The 17648-nt window shown below is 57.7% G+C and carries 16 protein-coding genes; 3 read left to right on the top strand and 13 right to left on the bottom strand.

What is annotated here, in order from left to right:
- Positions 1 to 13: 13 nt before the first annotated feature.
- On the top strand, positions 14 to 1519 hold the full coding sequence (locus HFN16_RS08595) for an SDR family oxidoreductase (protein ID WP_168890364.1): 1506 nt from the start codon (positions 14 to 16) through the stop codon (positions 1517 to 1519).
- Positions 1520 to 2602: a cobalt-precorrin-5B (C(1))-methyltransferase CbiD gene (gene cbiD / locus HFN16_RS08590; protein ID WP_168890363.1), complete on the top strand. Its 1083-nt coding sequence runs from the start codon at positions 1520 to 1522 to the stop codon at positions 2600 to 2602.
- Here cbiD and cbiE read toward each other — a convergent pair.
- Positions 2599 to 3834, bottom strand: coding sequence for a precorrin-6y C5,15-methyltransferase (decarboxylating) subunit CbiE (gene cbiE, locus HFN16_RS08585; protein WP_168890362.1), 1236 nt, complete (start codon positions 3832 to 3834; stop codon positions 2599 to 2601). The two genes, cbiD and cbiE, sit on opposite strands and share 4 nt — an antisense overlap.
- Positions 3835 to 3989: 155 nt before the next feature.
- Between cbiE and fsa the strand changes: the two genes are divergently transcribed.
- Complete coding sequence (fsa, locus tag HFN16_RS08580; protein ID WP_168890361.1) at positions 3990 to 4634, top strand: fructose-6-phosphate aldolase; 645 nt, start codon at positions 3990 to 3992, stop codon at positions 4632 to 4634.
- Between the two features lie 72 nt (positions 4635 to 4706).
- Here the strand turns inward: fsa and secA are convergent, their stop codons facing one another.
- The 12 genes from secA to HFN16_RS08520 all read right to left on the bottom strand — a co-directional run bounded on the left by secA (position 4707) and on the right by HFN16_RS08520 (position 17462).
- Positions 4707 to 7253 carry a preprotein translocase subunit SecA gene (secA, locus tag HFN16_RS08575; protein ID WP_168890360.1) on the bottom strand — a complete coding sequence of 849 codons (2547 nt, stop codon included), beginning with the start codon at positions 7251 to 7253 and terminating at the stop codon, positions 4707 to 4709.
- 50 nt (positions 7254 to 7303) lie between these two features.
- Positions 7304 to 8089 carry a hypothetical protein gene (locus HFN16_RS08570; protein ID WP_168890359.1) on the bottom strand — a complete coding sequence of 262 codons (786 nt, stop codon included), beginning with the start codon at positions 8087 to 8089 and terminating at the stop codon, positions 7304 to 7306.
- Positions 8090 to 8169: 80 nt separating this feature from the next.
- Positions 8170 to 9309, bottom strand: a complete 1140-nt coding sequence (locus tag HFN16_RS08565) for a (Fe-S)-binding protein (protein WP_247648484.1) — start codon at positions 9307 to 9309, stop codon at positions 8170 to 8172.
- 8 nt (positions 9310 to 9317) lie between these two features.
- Positions 9318 to 10511, bottom strand: coding sequence for a histidinol-phosphate transaminase (locus tag HFN16_RS08560; RefSeq protein WP_168890358.1), 1194 nt, complete (start codon positions 10509 to 10511; stop codon positions 9318 to 9320).
- Position 10512: 1 nt separating this feature from the next.
- The gene (locus tag HFN16_RS08555; protein WP_168890357.1) at positions 10513 to 11292 is read right to left on the bottom strand and encodes a GNAT family N-acetyltransferase; all 780 of its coding nucleotides are present in this window, start codon (positions 11290 to 11292) and stop codon (positions 10513 to 10515) included.
- 131 nt (positions 11293 to 11423) lie between these two features.
- Positions 11424 to 12815, bottom strand: a complete 1392-nt coding sequence (locus tag HFN16_RS08550) for an FAD-linked oxidase C-terminal domain-containing protein (protein ID WP_168892306.1) — start codon at positions 12813 to 12815, stop codon at positions 11424 to 11426.
- Positions 12816 to 12977: 162 nt separating this feature from the next.
- Positions 12978 to 13406, bottom strand: coding sequence for a hypothetical protein (locus HFN16_RS08545; RefSeq protein ID WP_168890356.1), 429 nt, complete (start codon positions 13404 to 13406; stop codon positions 12978 to 12980).
- Between the two features lie 23 nt (positions 13407 to 13429).
- Positions 13430 to 13984 carry a hypothetical protein gene (locus HFN16_RS08540; RefSeq protein ID WP_168890355.1) on the bottom strand — a complete coding sequence of 185 codons (555 nt, stop codon included), beginning with the start codon at positions 13982 to 13984 and terminating at the stop codon, positions 13430 to 13432.
- 67 nt (positions 13985 to 14051) lie between these two features.
- Complete coding sequence (gene smpB, locus HFN16_RS08535; protein WP_168890354.1) at positions 14052 to 14531, bottom strand: SsrA-binding protein SmpB; 480 nt, start codon at positions 14529 to 14531, stop codon at positions 14052 to 14054.
- Between the two features lie 18 nt (positions 14532 to 14549).
- On the bottom strand, positions 14550 to 16334 hold the full coding sequence (gene ptsP / locus HFN16_RS08530) for a phosphoenolpyruvate--protein phosphotransferase (protein ID WP_168890353.1): 1785 nt from the start codon (positions 16332 to 16334) through the stop codon (positions 14550 to 14552).
- Positions 16335 to 16337: 3 nt separating this feature from the next.
- On the bottom strand, positions 16338 to 16640 hold the full coding sequence (locus HFN16_RS08525; RefSeq protein ID WP_168890352.1) for an HPr family phosphocarrier protein: 303 nt from the start codon (positions 16638 to 16640) through the stop codon (positions 16338 to 16340).
- Positions 16641 to 16697: 57 nt separating this feature from the next.
- Positions 16698 to 17462, bottom strand: coding sequence for a PTS system mannose/fructose/sorbose family transporter subunit IID (locus tag HFN16_RS08520; protein WP_247648483.1), 765 nt, complete (start codon positions 17460 to 17462; stop codon positions 16698 to 16700).
- Between the last annotated feature and the right edge of the window lie 186 nt (positions 17463 to 17648).

Genomic DNA, 17648 nt, shown 5'->3' with positions numbered 1-17648 from the left:
GACGGAGATTGCCATGGATGACCGCCCGGTTCTGGTTCTCGGCTCCACCGGATATGTAGGAGGCCGCCTCGTACCGCTCCTGCTGGAGCGCGGCCACAAGGTGCGCGCTGCAGGACGCAGCATAGAGAAGATCAAATCTCGCCCATGGGGAAACAACCCCAATGTGGAAGCAGTGCAGGCGGATATGCATGACGCCGAATCTCTGAAGCTGGCCGCTGATGGGTGCCGTGCCGCCTTCTATCTGGTCCATTCCATGGGCCGCCCCACGCGGGACTTTGCCGAACAGGAACGGGACGCGGCCTACAACATGGTCCGCGCCGCCGGGAAAGCCAATCTGGAACGCATCATTTATCTTGGCGGCTTGGGCGAAGATCTGGATGACCGCCCGCTCTCCAAGCATCTCCGCTCCCGCGCCGAGGTGGGACGCATCCTCACGCTGGGTCCGGCCAAGGTCACGACGCTGCGCGCAGCCCAGATAATCGGCTCCGGCTCGTCTTCCTTTGAAATGATCCGCTATCTGGCGGACCGCCTGCCTATGATGGTCACCCCCACATGGGTGCGCACCAAGGCCCAGCCCATCGCCATCCGTAACGTGTTGGGCTACCTTGCCGGTTGCCTTGAAAACGACGAAACCGCAGGACTGACCCTCGACATCGGCGGTCCGGACATTCTGAACTACACCGAGCTGTTCAAGCTCTATTCCGAAGTGGCAGGCATCCCCAAGCGACACATTTTGCCGCTGCCGTTCCTTTCGCCGAGGCTGTCCTCCTTCTGGGTGTCCATGATCACGCCCGTGCCCATGACATTGATTCGCTCGCTCATCGACGGTCTGCGCAACGAGGTGATCTGCCGCAACGACGACATCACGCGCCTCGTGCCGCAAGACCTTCTCTCCTGTCGCGAGGCCATTCGCCGCGCGCTGGAAAAGACCGAGCACCAGAAGGTGGAGACCTGCCTGTTCGACGTGGGCAGTGCCTGCATGCCGGAATGGGCCGGAGCACACGACCCCGATTATGCGGGCGGTACCCGGTTCGACATGGGCTACAAGGCGCGCCTGCAGGGCGATCCCAAGAAGGTATGGGAAGTGGTACAGCGCATCGGCGGCGAACAGGGCTGGTATTACGGCGACCCGCTGTGGCGTTTGCGCGGTTTCATCGACCGCATACTGGCAGGCCCGGGCATGTCCCGTGGCCGTCCCCATGGCGACAAGCCCAAAGTCGGTGACGCGCTGGACTTCTGGCGGATCATCGCCAGTGATGAAGGCAAGCGGCTTCTGCTGCTGGCCGAGATGCGTCTGCCCGGCGAGGCATTGCTGGAGTTCAAGCTGGAGACCCACTGGGAAAACGCGGTGGACATTTCCATGACCGCCCGGTTCCTGCCGCGCGGCTTGACCGGCATCCTTTACTGGTACGCCATGTATCCATTCCACGTGGTGCTCTTCAAGAACATGATCGAGAATATCTCCAGCCATGCCGGGACCCATGTTTATTCCCCGCCTGAACGCATACGGAACGATTAGATGACCAAGGAACTCCGCACCGGTCGCACCACCGGAAGTTGCGCCACGGCAGCCGCCATGGCAGGCACTCTTTTTTTGCTCACAGGAGAAACGCCCGCCACTATCGAGACCCCACGGCCTCCCGGCGGAACGTTGACCGTGCCCATCGACCGCTATGAGCCCACCGACATCGGTGTGCGCGTCACAGTCATCAAGGACGGCGGCGATGACCCGGACGCCACCCATGGGCACGATATTCAGGCAGTCGTCTCCTTCAAGGAGGCAACCACTGGCGACCTCGCCATCTCACTGGACGGCGGACGCGGTGTCGGGCGCGCCACCCTGCCCGGCCTGCCCATTGACGTGGGACAGGCAGCCATCAACCCTGATCCGCGCAAGCAGATCGAGGGCGGCGTACGACAGGCAGCCGGCAACGTTTCCGGCACCCTCACCATCATCATTGAAGTGCCCAATGGAGAAGAGATCGCCAAGAAGACCTTGAATCCACGCCTCGGCATATTGGGAGGGATATCCATCCTCGGCACACAGGGGATCGTTAAGCCGTATTCCCACGCCTCTTGGAAGGCGACCATTGCCGAGGGACTGGATGTACTCAAGGCACAAGGCGAGGACCACGCCGTATTCACCACGGGCCGCCGCTCGGAGCGTCTTTATCTGGAGGATTATCCCGGCACCCCGGAACTGGCCCTGATTCAGGCCGCCGACTTTTTCGAATTTTCCATGCAGGCCGCTGCCGATCGCGGATTCAGTCGGGTCACCTGGTCCCTGTTTTTCGGCAAGCTGGTCAAGCAGGCCCAGCGCCTACCCTACACCCACGCCAGAACGCACCCCGTGGATTTCGCCCAGTTGGCCGACTGGTGCGGCGAGGCGAGCTGTTCCATGCTCCATCGTCAGCAGATATTGGATGCCAACACAGCCAGGCAGGTACTCGGATTACTCGAAAACGATCCCGACCGCCCCAAGCTCATCAACCTGCTCATCAAGCACGCCAAACAGGCCGCCGAGAATTTCTCAGGCGGCCAGTGCGTCGTTGATTATGCGGTCTACGATTTCGATGGATCGCGCTTGGATGAACGGCCCTAAGGCTTCTCTGCCCAGAGGATAAAAACCGGATTTTGTGCCTTGAAGCGCAGGTCGCCGGCCAGTGAATCCGTGGCGGAAGCCTGCAGTTGGGTCACGCCGAAGTGCCAGCCGAGCTTCTTGAAATAATCTTTGGCCAGATGCAGGGAATCGAGAAGAATGGTGTGCACCACAATGCGGCCCCGAGGTTTCAGGCGATCGCACGCCACCTTGAGTAACGCGCTCTCCTGATTGGCCTCTCCACCCAGTCCGCCGCCAATGAAGATGCGGTCCGGATCAGGCAACTCTTCCAGACAATCCGGCGTTTCACCAAGGATGGTATCCACCAGCCATGCGCCGGTACGACGGATATTCTCGCGAATCATGGCCGCGCGCGTCTTGTGACGCTCCACGGCAAACACCCGGCCACGACGGGCGAGATGGGATGCCTCAATGGAGACGGCACCGCTCCCGGCGCCAAGGTCCCAGACAGTGGAGTCCGGCTGCACATTCAGGAAGGCAAGCCCGGCAGCACGCACCGGCAGCTTGGTGATCAGGTTCTTCTGATGCAGATAGAAATGGTCGTGGATGCCCAACGTCAACTCGATCTCAGGCGGATAGAGCCGCTCCAGAATCACAAGGTTCAGAGGCGCAAAGTCCATACCCCATGTGTCGGGCAGAGGGATCAGCCGGACCTTCTCGCGCTCTGTGCCCAAGTCTTCCAGCACGGTCATGGAGAAGCAGTCTGCACCACGTTCCAGCAGGGCGCGCGCCACTTCTGCCGGGGTGTTGGTAGCATCCGTGAACACCGCGATGAGATCGGCCCGCACCAGCGCGGCATAGAGCGGCGAGTAGTCCTCGCGACCGTGCAGGGAGACGAAATCCATCTCCTGCCACGGCAGGCCAAGCCGAGCCGAGGCCACCTGCATGGTGGACACGTTGGGCTCCACCAGCAGATTCTCCACGCCCAGTTCTTCACCGAGACGCTTGCCGATGCCGAAAAAGAGGGGATCACCGTCAGCCAGCACCACCACCTTGCCACCCAGAACAGCGCGGTCACGGATGGCATCCATGATCGGTGGCAACGGACCACTAATGGGCAACTGCTCTGCCCCGGCTTTGAACGATTCTACCGGACACGCGTCCAGCAGGCGTCTGCCGCCCACCACGAGGTCAGCCTCGGCCAGAGCGACGCGCGCAACGCGTGTGATTTCCAGGGTTCCGGGCGCCAGCCCTATGACTTTAACGGGTTCCATTGTCGACATGCGGGCTACAGTAAACGAAACAACGCCCGGGGAAAAGGGAATTGCACAATCAATCGGCCATTATTCATTTGGTTTGCACAATGCGCTGACTATGCTACAAAGCACGGAACTTATTCCGCTCTTATTCAGCTTCCCAAGGAGGATCGATGCAGTTTTTTCTGGATACCGCCAACCTCGATGAAATGCGTGAAGTAAAGGAACTCGGCCTGCTCGACGGCGTCACCACCAACCCCACATTGATGTCCCGCGAAGGCGGCGACTGGCGCGAACAGGCTGCCCTGATCTGCGAACTGGTGGACGGCCCGGTCTCGCTGGAAGTCATCGGCACCACCCGTGAAGAGATGATCAAGGAGGCCAAGGACCTCGCTTCCTTTGGCGATAATGTCGTCGTCAAAATCCCCATGATCGCGGAAGGCCTCAAGGCGCTCAAGGAACTCCATGAGCGAGAGATCAAGACCAACGTCACGCTGGTGTTTTCCCCGGGGCAGGCTCTGCTGGCAGCCAAGCTCGGCGCCACCTACGTCTCGCCCTTTGTCGGTCGCCTCGACGCCCTGACCCACAACGGCATCGAAGGCGTGGACCAGATGCGCACCATGTTCGACAACTACGACTATAAAACAAAAATCCTCGTGGCCTCGGTACGCCACCCCATGCATGTGCTCGACTCCGCCCTCATCGGCGCGGACGTCATCACCCTTCCCTACAGCACCATCACCCAGCTCATGAAGCACCCCCTGACCGACAATGGTCTGGCCGCCTTCCTCGCCGACTGGGAAGCCTTCCAGAAATAGCCTCAAGGACAACAAAAAAAGCGCCCATCCCGAAGTTCGGGATGGGCGCTTCTTATTGCATTTCAATGGTGGCTAGGAGCCGCAGCACTTCTTGTACTTTTTGCCGGAGCCACAGGGGCACGGTGCATTACGGGACACTTTCGGGTCCTTCTTGACCGGAGCCTTTTTCTTGTCATCCTGCTGAGACTCGTGATCGGTGTATTCCAGATCCTCGTCGGTCTCGTGCTGGAATTCCTCGTCCTTGACCTCGGCCTCGATGCGGAGGTGGGAGAAGGCGCGCATGGCGTTTTCCTTGATGGTGTAGACGAGCTCGGAGAAGAGTTCGAAACCTTCACGCTTGTATTCCTGCTTCGGGTCTTTCTGGCCGTAACCGCGCAGGCCGATGCCGTCACGCAGGTGGTCCATGTTGAGCAGGTGTTCCTTCCAGTTGCGATCCAGAGAATCGAGCAGGAAGTAGCGCAGGATGGGCTGATAGTGCTCACCGGTGGAGGCGCGGAGGTAGGCGAAGATTTCATCGACCCACTTTTCGGCCTGCTCACGAGTCGGCAGCGGCTGTTCATTCCAGGTGTCGAAACGCTCGAAATTGAAGAGCTCTTCAAGGCGAACGCGGACAGATTCCTCGGTCTCCTTGTCGATATCCTTCATGGCGAGAGCCGGTTCGAGCACTTCTTCCAGCAGATCCATGGCGTATTCGCGGGCGATGTCGTCCACGGTCTCGGCCTTCATCAGGTCGTGACGCAGGGAGTAGATGACCTCACGCTGCTGGTTCATGACATCGTCATATTCCAGGAGCTGCTTACGAATTTCGAAGTGATGCCCTTCCACGCGGGTCTGAGATTTTTCAATGGCGTTGGAGACCATCTTGTTCTCGATGGCCATGCCGTCTTCGAGGCCCAGCTTGTCCATGATGCCGGCCAGACGGTCGGAACCGAACAGGCGCATCAGGTCGTCGTCCAGTGCCAGATAGAAGCGGGAGGAACCCGGATCACCCTGACGACCGGCGCGGCCTCGGAGCTGGTTGTCGATACGGCGGGATTCGTGACGCTCGGTGCCGATGATGTGCAGGCCGCCGAGCTCGCGGACGCCTTCGCCCAGCTTGATATCAGTACCACGACCAGCCATGTTGGTGGCGATGGTGACCTTGCCCTTGTGACCTGCCTCGGCAACGATCTCTGCTTCCATCTCGTGCTGCTTTGCGTTGAGCACATTGTGCGGGACCTTGTGCTTCTTGAGCAGCTTGGAGAGGAGCTCGGATTTTTCAATGGAGACGGTACCGACCAGGGTAGGTTGGCCGCGCTTGTAGCAGTCGGCGATATCCTGGGCGATGGCCACGTATTTCTGTTCCTGAGTCTTGTAGATGGCGTCAGGATTATCTTTACGGACCATGTCACGGTGGGTCGGGATAACGATGACTTCCAGACCGTAGATCTGGCTGAATTCCACCGCTTCGGTATCTGCGGTACCGGTCATGCCCGCCAGCTTGTCGTACATGCGGAAATAGTTCTGGAAGGTGATGGATGCGAGCGTCTGGTTCTCAGCCTCGACCTTCACGTTTTCCTTGGCCTCGATGGCCTGATGCAGACCGTCGGAGAGACGGCGGCCCGGCATGAGACGGCCGGTGAATTCATCGACCAGCACAACCTGATTGTCCTTGACGATGTACTCGACATCGTTCTGGAAGCAGTGGTGTGCCTTGAGAGCCTGAAGCACATGGTGCTGCAGGGCGATATGCTGCGGATCGAACAAGTTGTCCACTTCGAGCAGTTCCTCGACCTTCTCGACACCAGCGTCGGACAGGGTCACGGACTTGGACTTCTCGTCCAGCACGAAGTCGCCATCGGGCACGGCATCCTTGTCCTCGGGGTCCATGGGAGAGGACTTGATCAGCTTGGGGATGATGGAATCCACGCGGCGATAGAGGCCGGAGGATTTTTCACCGGGACCGGAAATAATGAGCGGCGTACGGGCTTCATCAATGAGGATGGAGTCAACCTCATCGACAATGGCGAAGTTCAGGGGACGCTGGACCAGCTGTTCCTTGTAGAACTTCATGTTGTCGCGCAGGTAGTCGAAGCCGAATTCGTTGTTGGTACCGTAGGTGATATCTGCGTTGTAGGCTTCCTGACGTTCCTGATCGGACAGGCCGTGGACGATGACGCCCACGCTCAGACCGAGGAAGGAGTAGAGCTGATTCATCCAGGCGGCATCACGGGAGGCGAGGTAGTCGTTGACCGTGATGACGTGCACGCCCTTGCCGGACAGCGCGTTGAGCACCACGGGCAGGGTGGCGACGAGGGTCTTACCTTCACCGGTCTTCATTTCCGCGATCTTGCCGTTGTGGAGCACGTAGCCACCGATGAGCTGCACGTCGAAGTGACGCATGGGCGGATCGAATGCGCGCTTGCCAGCCTCGCGGACCAGCGCAAAGCACTCGGGCAGCAGATCGTCCAGGGTCTTTTCGCCCTTGGCGACCTGTTCTTTCCACTCGCTGATGATGCGGGGAAAGTCCTCATCGGACAGGGCTTCCATCTTGGGCTCCAGACTGTTGATCTGGGCGACGATGGGTTTGAGCTTCTTCAGATATCGGTCATTCTTTGAACCGAAGAGAAATTTCAGCATTGTGACTCCTGGAATTGTTAATAACCCGGTCTACGCGGGTTGGCGACCAATCAGCTGTCGCTTTCTGTGTCCTCTTCGCTTTCGGCGTGGAGGACTTCATATATGGCGCAAAGGCCTGTTGATATTACAATAGCGCCCGTTGCCTGAAGCAGGGAGCGCACGATTATCGGAACAATCCGAAGGCCCGGACCACGGGTGGGGTCGAGCCAGTCGCCGCCGTATATCTCGGCAGCCATCCAAGGGATAAGCACGGGAGCGGCCAGAAGCAAGAGGCAGGACACGATTTGTCGCGTCTTTCCTTTGGTCAGAGCCATGGAAACCACTAGGGGCTCGCGTTCCTCTCCCGCCAGCACGGGGTACACCAGCACCACACGCACGAAATAGAGCAAAAACAAAACATACTCGAGACCAATGATCAGCGGCATGAATCCGGTCACGCCCCCGCCCAGCAAATGACGGAGCAGCGCCGGGATCACATCGACGACAGCAAAGGTTCCCAGCGTAAAAACAATGAGCAGGACGTAATAGTAGGCCGCGGCTTTGAGCAGCTTGACGATGAGGTTCTCTCTGGACCACGCGAAGTCCGCGTCAACGCCAAGAATTCGATGATGCAACAGCGCCAGCAAGGGTCCGAACACCAGCGACTCGGGAATCAGCAGCCATCCCATGTCAAACGGATCGAAAACATACACCCCCGGGAACAGTCCACGCACCAGATTGGCCAGCTCAAAAGCCAGCAACAGCAGGCCGAAATACGCAAAAACAACGTCTTTTCGTTCCTTGAGCAGCGCGATGGTCCGCTGCGCTGTATCCATGGATGTCAATCTGGTCTGCATGAATCTCCTGACTCGGTTACGATCAACGCGCTAGGGCATAGCATGAAACCGGGCCGTGGCAAAGTGAGTGCAACAAGGCGTTATTGTAACAATTCCAGCCAATGCCCCACCGACACGTTCTCCGGCGCAGTTGCTGCAAGTTGCGTGGCGCAGGCCGAACAACCAGTGACCACGATCTCGGCTCCGGCAAGACGGTCCCAGCACACGGTATTGACTTTGGTGGACAGCTCGGGCGCGCCGAGCTTCATGAGGCCGCCAAAGCCGCAACATTCCTTACGGGTATCCACGGTCAGCCGATCATCGAGGGCAGCCTTGAGAAAAGTGTAATCCGAATCCATCGCATCCACATGACATGGGCGATGATAGCCCAAACTTTCCGGTGCATCATTGGATGCCGAAACAACAACATCCTGCAACAAGGAAGACAGGGGGACCAGCGATTCCGCCCAATCGCCCCTCTCTGCTTCATCGCGGAACTGATCATACCCGGTCAGCGAAGAACGACACGACGCACAGAACGTCACCACTTTCGGTTTGCCTGCCTTACGCCAGACATCCACGTTGTGCTTCGCCATTACGCCCGCCTCTTCGGCAAAGCCCGCCCCTTTGAGCCCGCCTCCGCAGCATTGGAAATCGCCGGGCAGGACTTCTACTCCGAGGCCATCCAGCAGGCGAAGTGCGGTCATAAGCCAACGGCCCTGCACGTAATTGGCAGTGCAGCCTGCGAACAGGAGCATCTTTTCTCCGCGGTAGGTATCGGGGAATGAGTCGGGTTGCAGGAATGGCGTCAGGCCGGGGCCACCCTTGAGGCCTGCCAGCATTTTGAGGAAGGGGCCGAACTTGTCCGGACGAAATTCTTCGGGAATGAGCTTGGCTGCTGTGGCGCTTTTGCCCCACAGGGACTTGGCGTTGGTGAGCCATGTCTTCCACAGCCAGGACTTGAAATTCGGATGCGCACCGCGCAGCGCCGCCACCAAGCCGGGGACGTCCACGCCCTTGGAGCAGACCTTTTTGCAGCGGTGACACCCAAGGCAGAGGCTCGCAAGTCGGGCCGCGTCTTCGGCCACCAGCAACGACTCGTCCTCGCTCAACATGGCGTAGAGCTCGGCCTTGGCGCGCGGCCCCAACTCCTCACGCTGGGTCGCGTTAATGAGCGGGCACACTTCAAGACATTTTCCGCAGAGGATGCAATCGCTTGTCATGGCCCGCACATTACGCATCTTGAACCCTACTGGCAAACCCTCCGTTGCACCTCGCGGCAGGCGCTGACAAACACTTCGTTATCCTTGTGGCTGCGCAAGGTCATGCGCAGAAAGCCGCGGTTTCGGATACCAGCCACGCCATTCAGATTGGCCGTCAAGATGCCCTTCTCCTCAAGCAGGTCCGTCAGTTCATGCGCTCGCAGCCCGGTGTGACGGAACATAACGGTGTTCACCTGCGTGGGCAGGAACTGGAAATCGGCGAGATCAGACACGGCATCGAAGAAGGCGCGACGGCGGCGCGCCACCCGGCGGCGGGACATGCGCACATGGGCTTCATCGCCGATGGCGACCTGAGCCAGATGCAGGGAAAACCATGAGAACGGGAACATGGGGCGGTACATGTTCACCGCGTCCACCAGTTCGCGCTGGGACGACATCATGTAGCCCACCCGCGCGCTCGGCAGGCCGAACATCTTGGAGAAGGTCCGCAGCACCACCAGTTGCGGGTTTCCCTTCAACATGGAAGCGGCCGAAACAAAGACCTTGTCGTGATCCGTGTATTCGCCATAGGCCTCGTCCACCACCACAAGCACACCGAAGAGTCCCGCGGCACGCACCACCCGCTCGATCAGCTCCTTGGGAATAAGCTGCCCGGTAGGATTGACCGGATTACTGATCCACACCAGGCGGGGCTGCACCTGCTTCATCTCGCGGATCAACCGATGCACGGTTTCCCCGGTCCACTGCAGGTCATCCCCGAGAGGCACCTCCACCGGATGGGCCATAGTGCGCTTCGACATATCCTCGAACACTGAAAAATTCGGCACCGGCAAGAGGTAGGTGTCGCCGGGATTGAACACCGAACGGGCGATGTGATCGATCATGGACTCCAGCCCGGCGCTGATGGCGAACCATTCGGGCGGCAGCTTGTAGCGGCGCGACAACTGACCGCGCAGCTGCACATAATGGTTGTCGGGATAGTCATCGGTCAGATTAAGTACGCCGTTCTGGAAATCAGGCTTGTCCAGCTCCCGACGAACACGCGGGGAGAATCCGTCCGTGTTTTTGCCGATATCAAAGCGATAAACCGTTTCCAGCCCATGCTTCTTCTTGAGCATTTCAATATGCGCCAACTCATCATGGTCGCGAGAGACGTAGTCGCCGGAACCGACAGACATGGCCTTCAGGGTGAAGTTAGAGAGGTATCGGGTATTGCGCATCCTACACCTCCCGCTCCAGCACATAGTAGCTCTGCTGCAGTCCGGTCGTCTTGTCGGAGATCAGACGGCGACCGATGTAGCCACGACGATTGAGATACTCCGAGAACAACGCCCGGGTCTCGAAACGAGCGCGGGAAGCGGCCTCAAAGTCCACCAATTTGAGGCGGTCCAGATCGGACGGGATCGGGATGAGCACCCGGTGGGCGCTAGGCATGTCATCGACACGGGCCACCGGATACATGTGCAGCGCCTCTTCCAGCGACTCCACGCGCTCGGGGATATCGGGATTTTCCAGATCAACACAGGTCAGGAGACGATCCAGCGGCATGCCACGATGCTTGTCGCAGTCCACCTCGAAGCAGGATTCACGGTACGCCGTGAGGATGGCGCCGCCCTTGTTCAGATAGACGTGGGCGTTGCGGCTCTCCAGCGGCTCATAGGTCCAGAACATGCGCTTGACGTTGCGCTCGCTGATGCGCTGCATCACGGTCTGATGCAGCATGTTGCCCAGACCGGAATCACGATGCTCTTCCATGACGCCGAGCATGTGGCCGTACACGGTGCGCGGTTCCATGGCGGGCATGATCAGGACAAACCCGGCCATCTTCTCGCCGATGTAGCCGCCGAGCGCGATGCTCATTTCCGGGTCGGCCATGGACAGGGCTTTCAAGGTGATGGGCGACGTTACGCCCAGATCATCAAGGCCCCAAATATGTTTTTGCAGAGAGATGCAGTTCGACAACTCTTCCTGAGTGGTCAAGGAACGGATTTCAACAGTCATAGCGTCCTCCTGATGCTTGTCACTCCGCGTCCTGCGAAGTCAGGAGAACTTGTGCAAAGATTATCCCAGTCTAAATATAGACTGATAACTATTTACATCTTTGCACTAAACGACTGTTTGAACACTATTTATTACCACCCCTTACCAGGGTTCATGATGTTCTGGGGATCAAAAATAGACTTGATGGAGTTCATAATTTGCACATTGAGCGCAGGAAGTTGTTCGGGCACGAAATAGGCCTTGGTCAGCCCGGTTCCATGCTCGCCGGAGATGGTGCCTCCCAGTTCCACGGCCAGTCGGAAGACCTCGTTCTTGGCGATGTGCGCCCGCTTCACTTCGTCGCTGTTTTCGCCGTCATGCATGATATTCACATGAATGTTGCCATCGCCCAGATGCCCGAAACAGAGCACGGTCAGATCATGACTCTCCCCGATCTTGTGGGCGCGCTCAACAGCCTCGGCCACGCGGGAACGCGGCACGGAAATATCCTCGGCGAGTTTGGTGGGTTTGATACGGAATGCTGCAGGAGAAATACCCCGCCGTACGGTCCAGATGCGCTCTTCTTCAACGCCACGCCCGGTCTCGATGGACACCGGCTTTTGCGGCTCCAACGCCTTGACCAGTTGCCGCACCTCGGCATTCACGCCCTCTTCGGTGCCATCCAGCTTGAACAGCAATGCGGCCTCGGCACTGTCCGCCAACGGGATCTCCTCCTCGCCCTGCCGCACGGCCTCCAGCGTGATTCTATCCATGAACTCACACGCCGCAGGGAGCACGCCCGATTGGAATACAGCTTTGGCGCCTTCCAATGACGATTGCAAGTCAGAGAACCCCACCAACACAGATGCCGACGCCTCGGGCAGAGGAATGAGTTTGACCGTAATCTCCGTGATCAGGCCCAGTTTGCCATTGGCCCCCACGAAGAGCCTCGTTAGATCGAGGCCTACTACATCTTTATGTGAGCGCCCGCCGCTGCGCATGACCTTGCCGCCCGGTAGCACCGCTTCCAGCCCCAGCACCCAGTCGCGCGTCACGCCGTACTTCACGGCCTTCAACCCGCCCGCGCAAGTGGACACGTTGCCGCCAATGGTGGAAATACGCACACTCGCCGGATCCGGTGGGTAAAACATCTTCTTTTCCGCGCAGATGTTCTGCAAATCCGACGTAATCACGCCCGGTTGTGTCACGGCGATGGCATCGTATTCGTCCACCTCCAGCACACGGTTCATCTTGAGCATGGAGACCACGAGACCGCCCAGACTCGGCACGGCGTTGCCCACTCTGCCTGTTCCCCGCGCCCTGCCGTAGATCGGCATGCGTTCCGTCTGCGCCCATTTCAACAGTTCCTCGATCTGCTCACGGCTCTGAGGCCGGACCACGCCCCACGGCATGGCGCGCTCCAGGCTCGCATCGGCCGAGAACGGCGCCATTTGTTCAGGCGACAGCAAACAGTCCTCGTCCGGGAAGAGGCCTTTCAGGAACCGCTTATGTGCGGATGTCAGCGATTTTGGATAGTTGGGCATAGGCTGAAAGTACGGCGGCGATGGAAGCGTGTCAATCAATCACCGTCCTCCGTAAATGGCACCATCAGGGTGCCCACGATGAACTTGGTACCAGCTAAAAAGAAACGAGCCCGGAAGCATGCTTCCGGGCTCGTTACAATCAGTTGTTTCCATCCAACGGACTTAGTTCAACCTTCCGGTTGCCGCCATTTGAATGGGAGCAGCCTTGTCGAGAGCTTTGAGATCACCATTTCGGTCGAATATGGGAGCACCCACCGGGAATTCACCGGCCATGATCTTTTCACGCATGTCAGCGAGGTGTTTTTTGGCCTGCTCGTCGGTCAGCGGCTTGTTGCTCTCATTGCGGGCCGTGAGGATAAAGACCACATCCCAATCCGTGGTGACACCGTCGGCATGGGCGGCCATCTGCTCAAAGGTCAAACCGGGATAGACCGGTTCATGGGCATCAAACAGGATGGCGGAGATTTCCTGCAAGCCGGACACATCCTGATCGGGCAACATGGCAGCGAGCATTTCTGGGGAAGCGAACTCACGCTTCATATAGACATACAGCAAATGATAGTTCTTGCCGCTGGCAAGACATGCACTCACGAGATCTTCGTAGGTCCTCAACACTACTTCATCACCTTTTTCAAAAACGATAGGATCTTGTCCGTATGAAGTTCGAACGGGCCAAGTTTTGGCGTAAACGAAATACACCCGCGCAGTTCATGGAGAGTCGCTTTACCATTCTTGGCTACAAGAATATCCAATTGATGAGAGATACGCTGTGTTGTTAGTCTGGTGTTATTCAAATACCCGACTTCAAACAATGTACGCTGATTATCAATGGGAGTAGTACTCACATCAATTTTCACCCCAAATCTGGCATAGGATCTTTCCAGTGAAAGCAAGAAATTATCAAACGATTTAAGATAGTCACCACTATCGAAGAAAGAATCAATCATTCCCATGCATTGATTTTTCTCTTCTTCACAGGAAATATCCAAATTCAGCTTCACTAAAGTTTCAAATAATTCCTTCTGAACATCCGTTCCAAACTTAACGACTTCTTGTGAAGCATCTTTGACGAACTCGCCAATAATAGAGCCACACGAATTCCCATTATGTGGCTCTACCATATTTAGGCCGGTTTGAAAGATCGAACGAAACCTGTCTTCATGGGCCATTCGCTTAAACTGCACAGCCTGCCGAAGTATCTCAATTTGACTCTCTGAAATCACGGAACAGTTTATTCTATTTGTACGCAGCCAACTGGCGTGCGGTGTCGCGAGCGATATCGCGATCCTTCAAATCCTGCTTCTTGGAATGGACGTTCTTACCTCGGCCCAATCCGATCTGCAGTTTCACCTTGCCCTTGGAAAAATACATTTTCATGGGCACGACTGTGAGTCCCTTCTGATCGACCTTGGACTGGAGCACTTCGATCTCGTGCTTGTGCAACAACAAACGGCGGCGCCGTTCGGGATCGTGCTGATCGTAAGGACCGGTCTGCTCGTAAGGGGCGATATGCACGCCTACGAGAAAGGCCGACCCATCGTGGAAGGAAACGTATCCATCCTTGAAAGAGACATGGCCGCCCCGCAAGGATTTGACCTCGGAACCGAGCAGGGAGATACCTGCCTCAAAGGTCTCGAGAATCTCATACAGGCGGCGGGCCTGCTTGTTCGTGCCAATGGTATTGGGCGACGTTTTATGCTTCTTCTTTTTTGCCATGATATATAGGAGCGCGGCCTAGGAGCCGGCTTCGTCGTTTTCGAGGAGCGAGGTGAAAAAGGACACCTCATCCGGGAAATGCTTGAAAATATTATCCATCACCAGATTGTTGATACGGCTTACCGTCCGGCATTCAAGGACGTCTTTGAGCAGTTTGCGGCAGTCATGCATGTTGGTCTGCCGGATAATGCGCTTGATGCCAGGAATAGCCTGAGGCGTGAGCGAGATGGAATCAATGCCCATACCGAGCAGGATGGGCACGCAGAACGGGTCACTCGCCACTTCGCCACACAGGGAGACTTCTATGCCTGCCTGATGCGCGGCGTCAACCACCAACTTGATGGTGCGCAGCGTGGCCGGATGCAACGGCTGATACAGATACGAGACGTGGTGGTTGGTCCGGTCCACGCCGATGGAATACTGAATCAGGTCGTTGGTGCCGATGGAAAAGAAATCCACTTCCTGAGCGAGATATTCTGCGATCATCACGGCTGCAGGCAGCTCGATCATGATGCCCACCGGGATGTTGGGATCGTACTCCACGCCCTCGCGGCGCAGCTCTGCCTTGGCCTGAGCTAGCCATGCCTTGGCCTGACGCACTTCCTTCACACCCGAAATCATGGGGAACATGAGGGAGACATTGCCATAAGCTGAAGCGCGCAGAATGGCCCGAAGCTGTGTCTTGAACAGCTTGGGATGCTTCAGGCAGAACCGGATGGCGCGCAGCCCCATGGCCGGATTGACCTCGTTCAGCTCGCCATAAGAGGAAATAAACTTGTCCGCCCCCAGATCAAGGGTACGGAAGATGACCTTGCGTGGTGACATGATGGCGGCCAGATCAATGTACTTTTCGGCCAGCTCATCCTCGTCGGGCAGCTCGGTGCGATTGAGGTACGCGTATTCCGTGCGGTACAGCCCAACGCCTTCGCCGCCGTTATCGATGACCGAGGCCACTTCTTCCACCAGCTCGATGTTGGCCATGACCTTGACACGGGAGCCGTCAAAGGTTTCGGCTGGCAACTGGCAGTGCCGCTTGATCTTGCGGGAATAGTCCTCAAAGAAAGCGGCGCGCTCGTTGTATTCTTCGAGCTCGTCGTCGGTGGGATTGACCACGATCTTGCCGGACAGACCGTCGATGACCACGAGGTCGCCGTCGTTGACGTAATCCTCCAGCTTGTCCACGCCCACCAGAGCGGGGATGGCAAGGGAACGGGCCATGATGCCGGTGTGCGAGGTCTTGCCGCCGCAGACCGTGGCAAAGCCCATGATCTTGTCCACCTGCAGTTCCACGGTATCCGCCGGAGTCAGGTCGTGAGCCATGATGATGGCGCGCCCCGACAGGGCTTCCAGATCGGCTTCATGGCCGATGAGTTTGGCCTGCACCTTATCCGCCACCACACGCACATCCTGCATGCGTTCGCGGATATACGGGTCATCGATGGCCCCGAAGGCGGCCTCCTGATCGGCTACGGCTTTTTCCAACGCCCAGGCCGCGTTCAGACCAAGGCTCTTGATATATTCCTCTGCGGTGCCGGACAATTTCGGGTCCTTGAGCATGAGGATATGGGTGTCGATGAGCAGGCCGTAATCCTTGAGCTCTGCGGGAACATGCTCACGGGTCGCGCTCAACTCCGCCTCCACCAGGGCAAAAGCATCGTGGAGCAGAGATATCTCGTTAGCCACCTGATCGGCGCTCACGGTCTGGCGCGGCAGGTGCGCCTTATGATTCCGGTTGACGAAAAACGCCTTGCCGATAGCTATGCCGGTGGCAACGGATATGCCCGAAAGGATCTTGTCGGCCATGTTTTACTCTTCGAACTTATTTGCAAACAGGGTTTGCAGGGCATCCGCGGCCTGTTCGGCATCGCTGCCGGATGCGCGGATTTCCAGCTTTTCACCCGGCCCGGCGGCCAGGGTCAACACGTCGAGGATGGATTTGGCATCCACTTCCTGTTCGTCATACACGAGGAGGATGTCCGCCTCAAAGGCCTGCGCCTGCTGAGCCAGCTTACCTGCGGGCCGGGCATGCAACCCGTGCTCGTTGGCAACGATGACCAGGCGGGACTGGACGTTTCCCCCGTCGCTGTTGGTTTGATTGTTGGTATTCATATATATCCTAATCTTGTTCCACCCCACTATATGGCTGATTGGGGCGAAAATAACAAGTTAAAGCGCGTTTCTTACCCACTGCTCTATGACCGGGAATGAATCTATCAACGCTACGAATATGGCCACCGCGAACACGCGGGAGACCATGCCCATACGGACAAACCGGCCAAACAACATGAGCGCCCCTACACCGATGAGCCATTCCCACCAGTCGTAGGGCCTCGGCCAAATCAGGGTCCACAGCCAGACCAGGAGCGCGGCATTGAGGTACTTGACCCGCCGCCCCCAGTTGATGAGGTCCCATCGTTTCAGCCGTTCCAGGAATTTGAAGCCCTGCCGGACCCCGCATATGAACGAGTACAGCCGGAAGACCTGCAATGCCGTGAAGATGCTTAGACCAAACAGCAGGGCCGCCGTATCCCAGCCGGACAGCAGCAGGCAGATGGTCATGAGCGCCCAGAAGATCAGCATGCTGCCGGCAAATACGGAGTCACCCAAGGCGGACAAGGTATACGAGGTGGTATCCTTGACCTTGGTTAACATCTTTGCCGGGAACCGACCTGCCGCGATGGCGCTCTCCACGTTCAACAGGATGCCCACCATGCATGGCATCCAGAACGGGTGTGACTGATAGTGTCGTACGTACCGTTTCTGCGCTGCCTTGAGCTCCTTGGGATCGGTATGGATCGCCTTCAGCCCGGGCTGCATGGCAAACACCAGCCCGATATTCTGCAGGCCGCGCGTATTGAAGCCCGCACCAGCCAAATAGCAGCGGAAAAAGCTGCGGCAATAAGCCATGGCGTGGGAGTCGGGATTATGCACGGTGTATTCCAAGTTTTCTTATATTAAATCAGACAGGGATGCCGCTCGCGGCGATTGTCGGGTGTCTTCGCCCCCGGCGGCCAAAGGGCTATACCCTTTGGAATCCCATTGTGCGCCTGTCGGCGCAAGGTTGTTTCAATAATTGCACTAGGTTCTCTATGAACGAAGCGCGTCTCGGGCAGGCCT

Source organism: Pseudodesulfovibrio sp. zrk46 (assembly GCF_012516435.1).
Classification (GTDB): Bacteria; Desulfobacterota; Desulfovibrionia; order Desulfovibrionales; family Desulfovibrionaceae; genus Pseudodesulfovibrio.
This window is presented reverse-complemented; position numbering and strand designations above follow the sequence as displayed.

Bases quoted from the DNA above. Each gene is read 5' to 3' on its own strand.
- HFN16_RS08540 (WP_168890355.1), bottom strand. From the start codon at position 13,984: ATGGCCCATGAAGACAGGTTTCGTTCGATCTTTCAAACCGGCCTAAAT.
- ptsP (WP_168890353.1), bottom strand. From the start codon at position 16,334: ATGGCCGACAAGATCCTTTCGGGCATATCCGTTGCCACCGGCATAGCT.
- cbiE (WP_168890362.1), bottom strand. From the start codon at position 3,834: ATGGAACCCGTTAAAGTCATAGGGCTGGCGCCCGGAACCCTGGAAATC.
- secA (WP_168890360.1), bottom strand. From the start codon at position 7,253: ATGCTGAAATTTCTCTTCGGTTCAAAGAATGACCGATATCTGAAGAAG.
- smpB (WP_168890354.1), bottom strand. From the start codon at position 14,531: ATGGCAAAAAAGAAGAAGCATAAAACGTCGCCCAATACCATTGGCACG.
- HFN16_RS08570 (WP_168890359.1), bottom strand. From the start codon at position 8,089: ATGCAGACCAGATTGACATCCATGGATACAGCGCAGCGGACCATCGCG.
- HFN16_RS08555 (WP_168890357.1), bottom strand. From the start codon at position 11,292: ATGACTGTTGAAATCCGTTCCTTGACCACTCAGGAAGAGTTGTCGAAC.
- HFN16_RS08560 (WP_168890358.1), bottom strand. From the start codon at position 10,511: ATGCGCAATACCCGATACCTCTCTAACTTCACCCTGAAGGCCATGTCT.
- fsa (WP_168890361.1), top strand. From the start codon at position 3,990: ATGCAGTTTTTTCTGGATACCGCCAACCTCGATGAAATGCGTGAAGTA.
- HFN16_RS08565 (WP_247648484.1), bottom strand. From the start codon at position 9,309: ATGCGTAATGTGCGGGCCATGACAAGCGATTGCATCCTCTGCGGAAAA.
- HFN16_RS08595 (WP_168890364.1), top strand. From the start codon at position 14: ATGGATGACCGCCCGGTTCTGGTTCTCGGCTCCACCGGATATGTAGGA.
- cbiD (WP_168890363.1), top strand. From the start codon at position 1,520: ATGACCAAGGAACTCCGCACCGGTCGCACCACCGGAAGTTGCGCCACG.
- HFN16_RS08525 (WP_168890352.1), bottom strand. From the start codon at position 16,640: ATGAATACCAACAATCAAACCAACAGCGACGGGGGAAACGTCCAGTCC.
- HFN16_RS08550 (WP_168892306.1), bottom strand. From the start codon at position 12,815: ATGCCCAACTATCCAAAATCGCTGACATCCGCACATAAGCGGTTCCTG.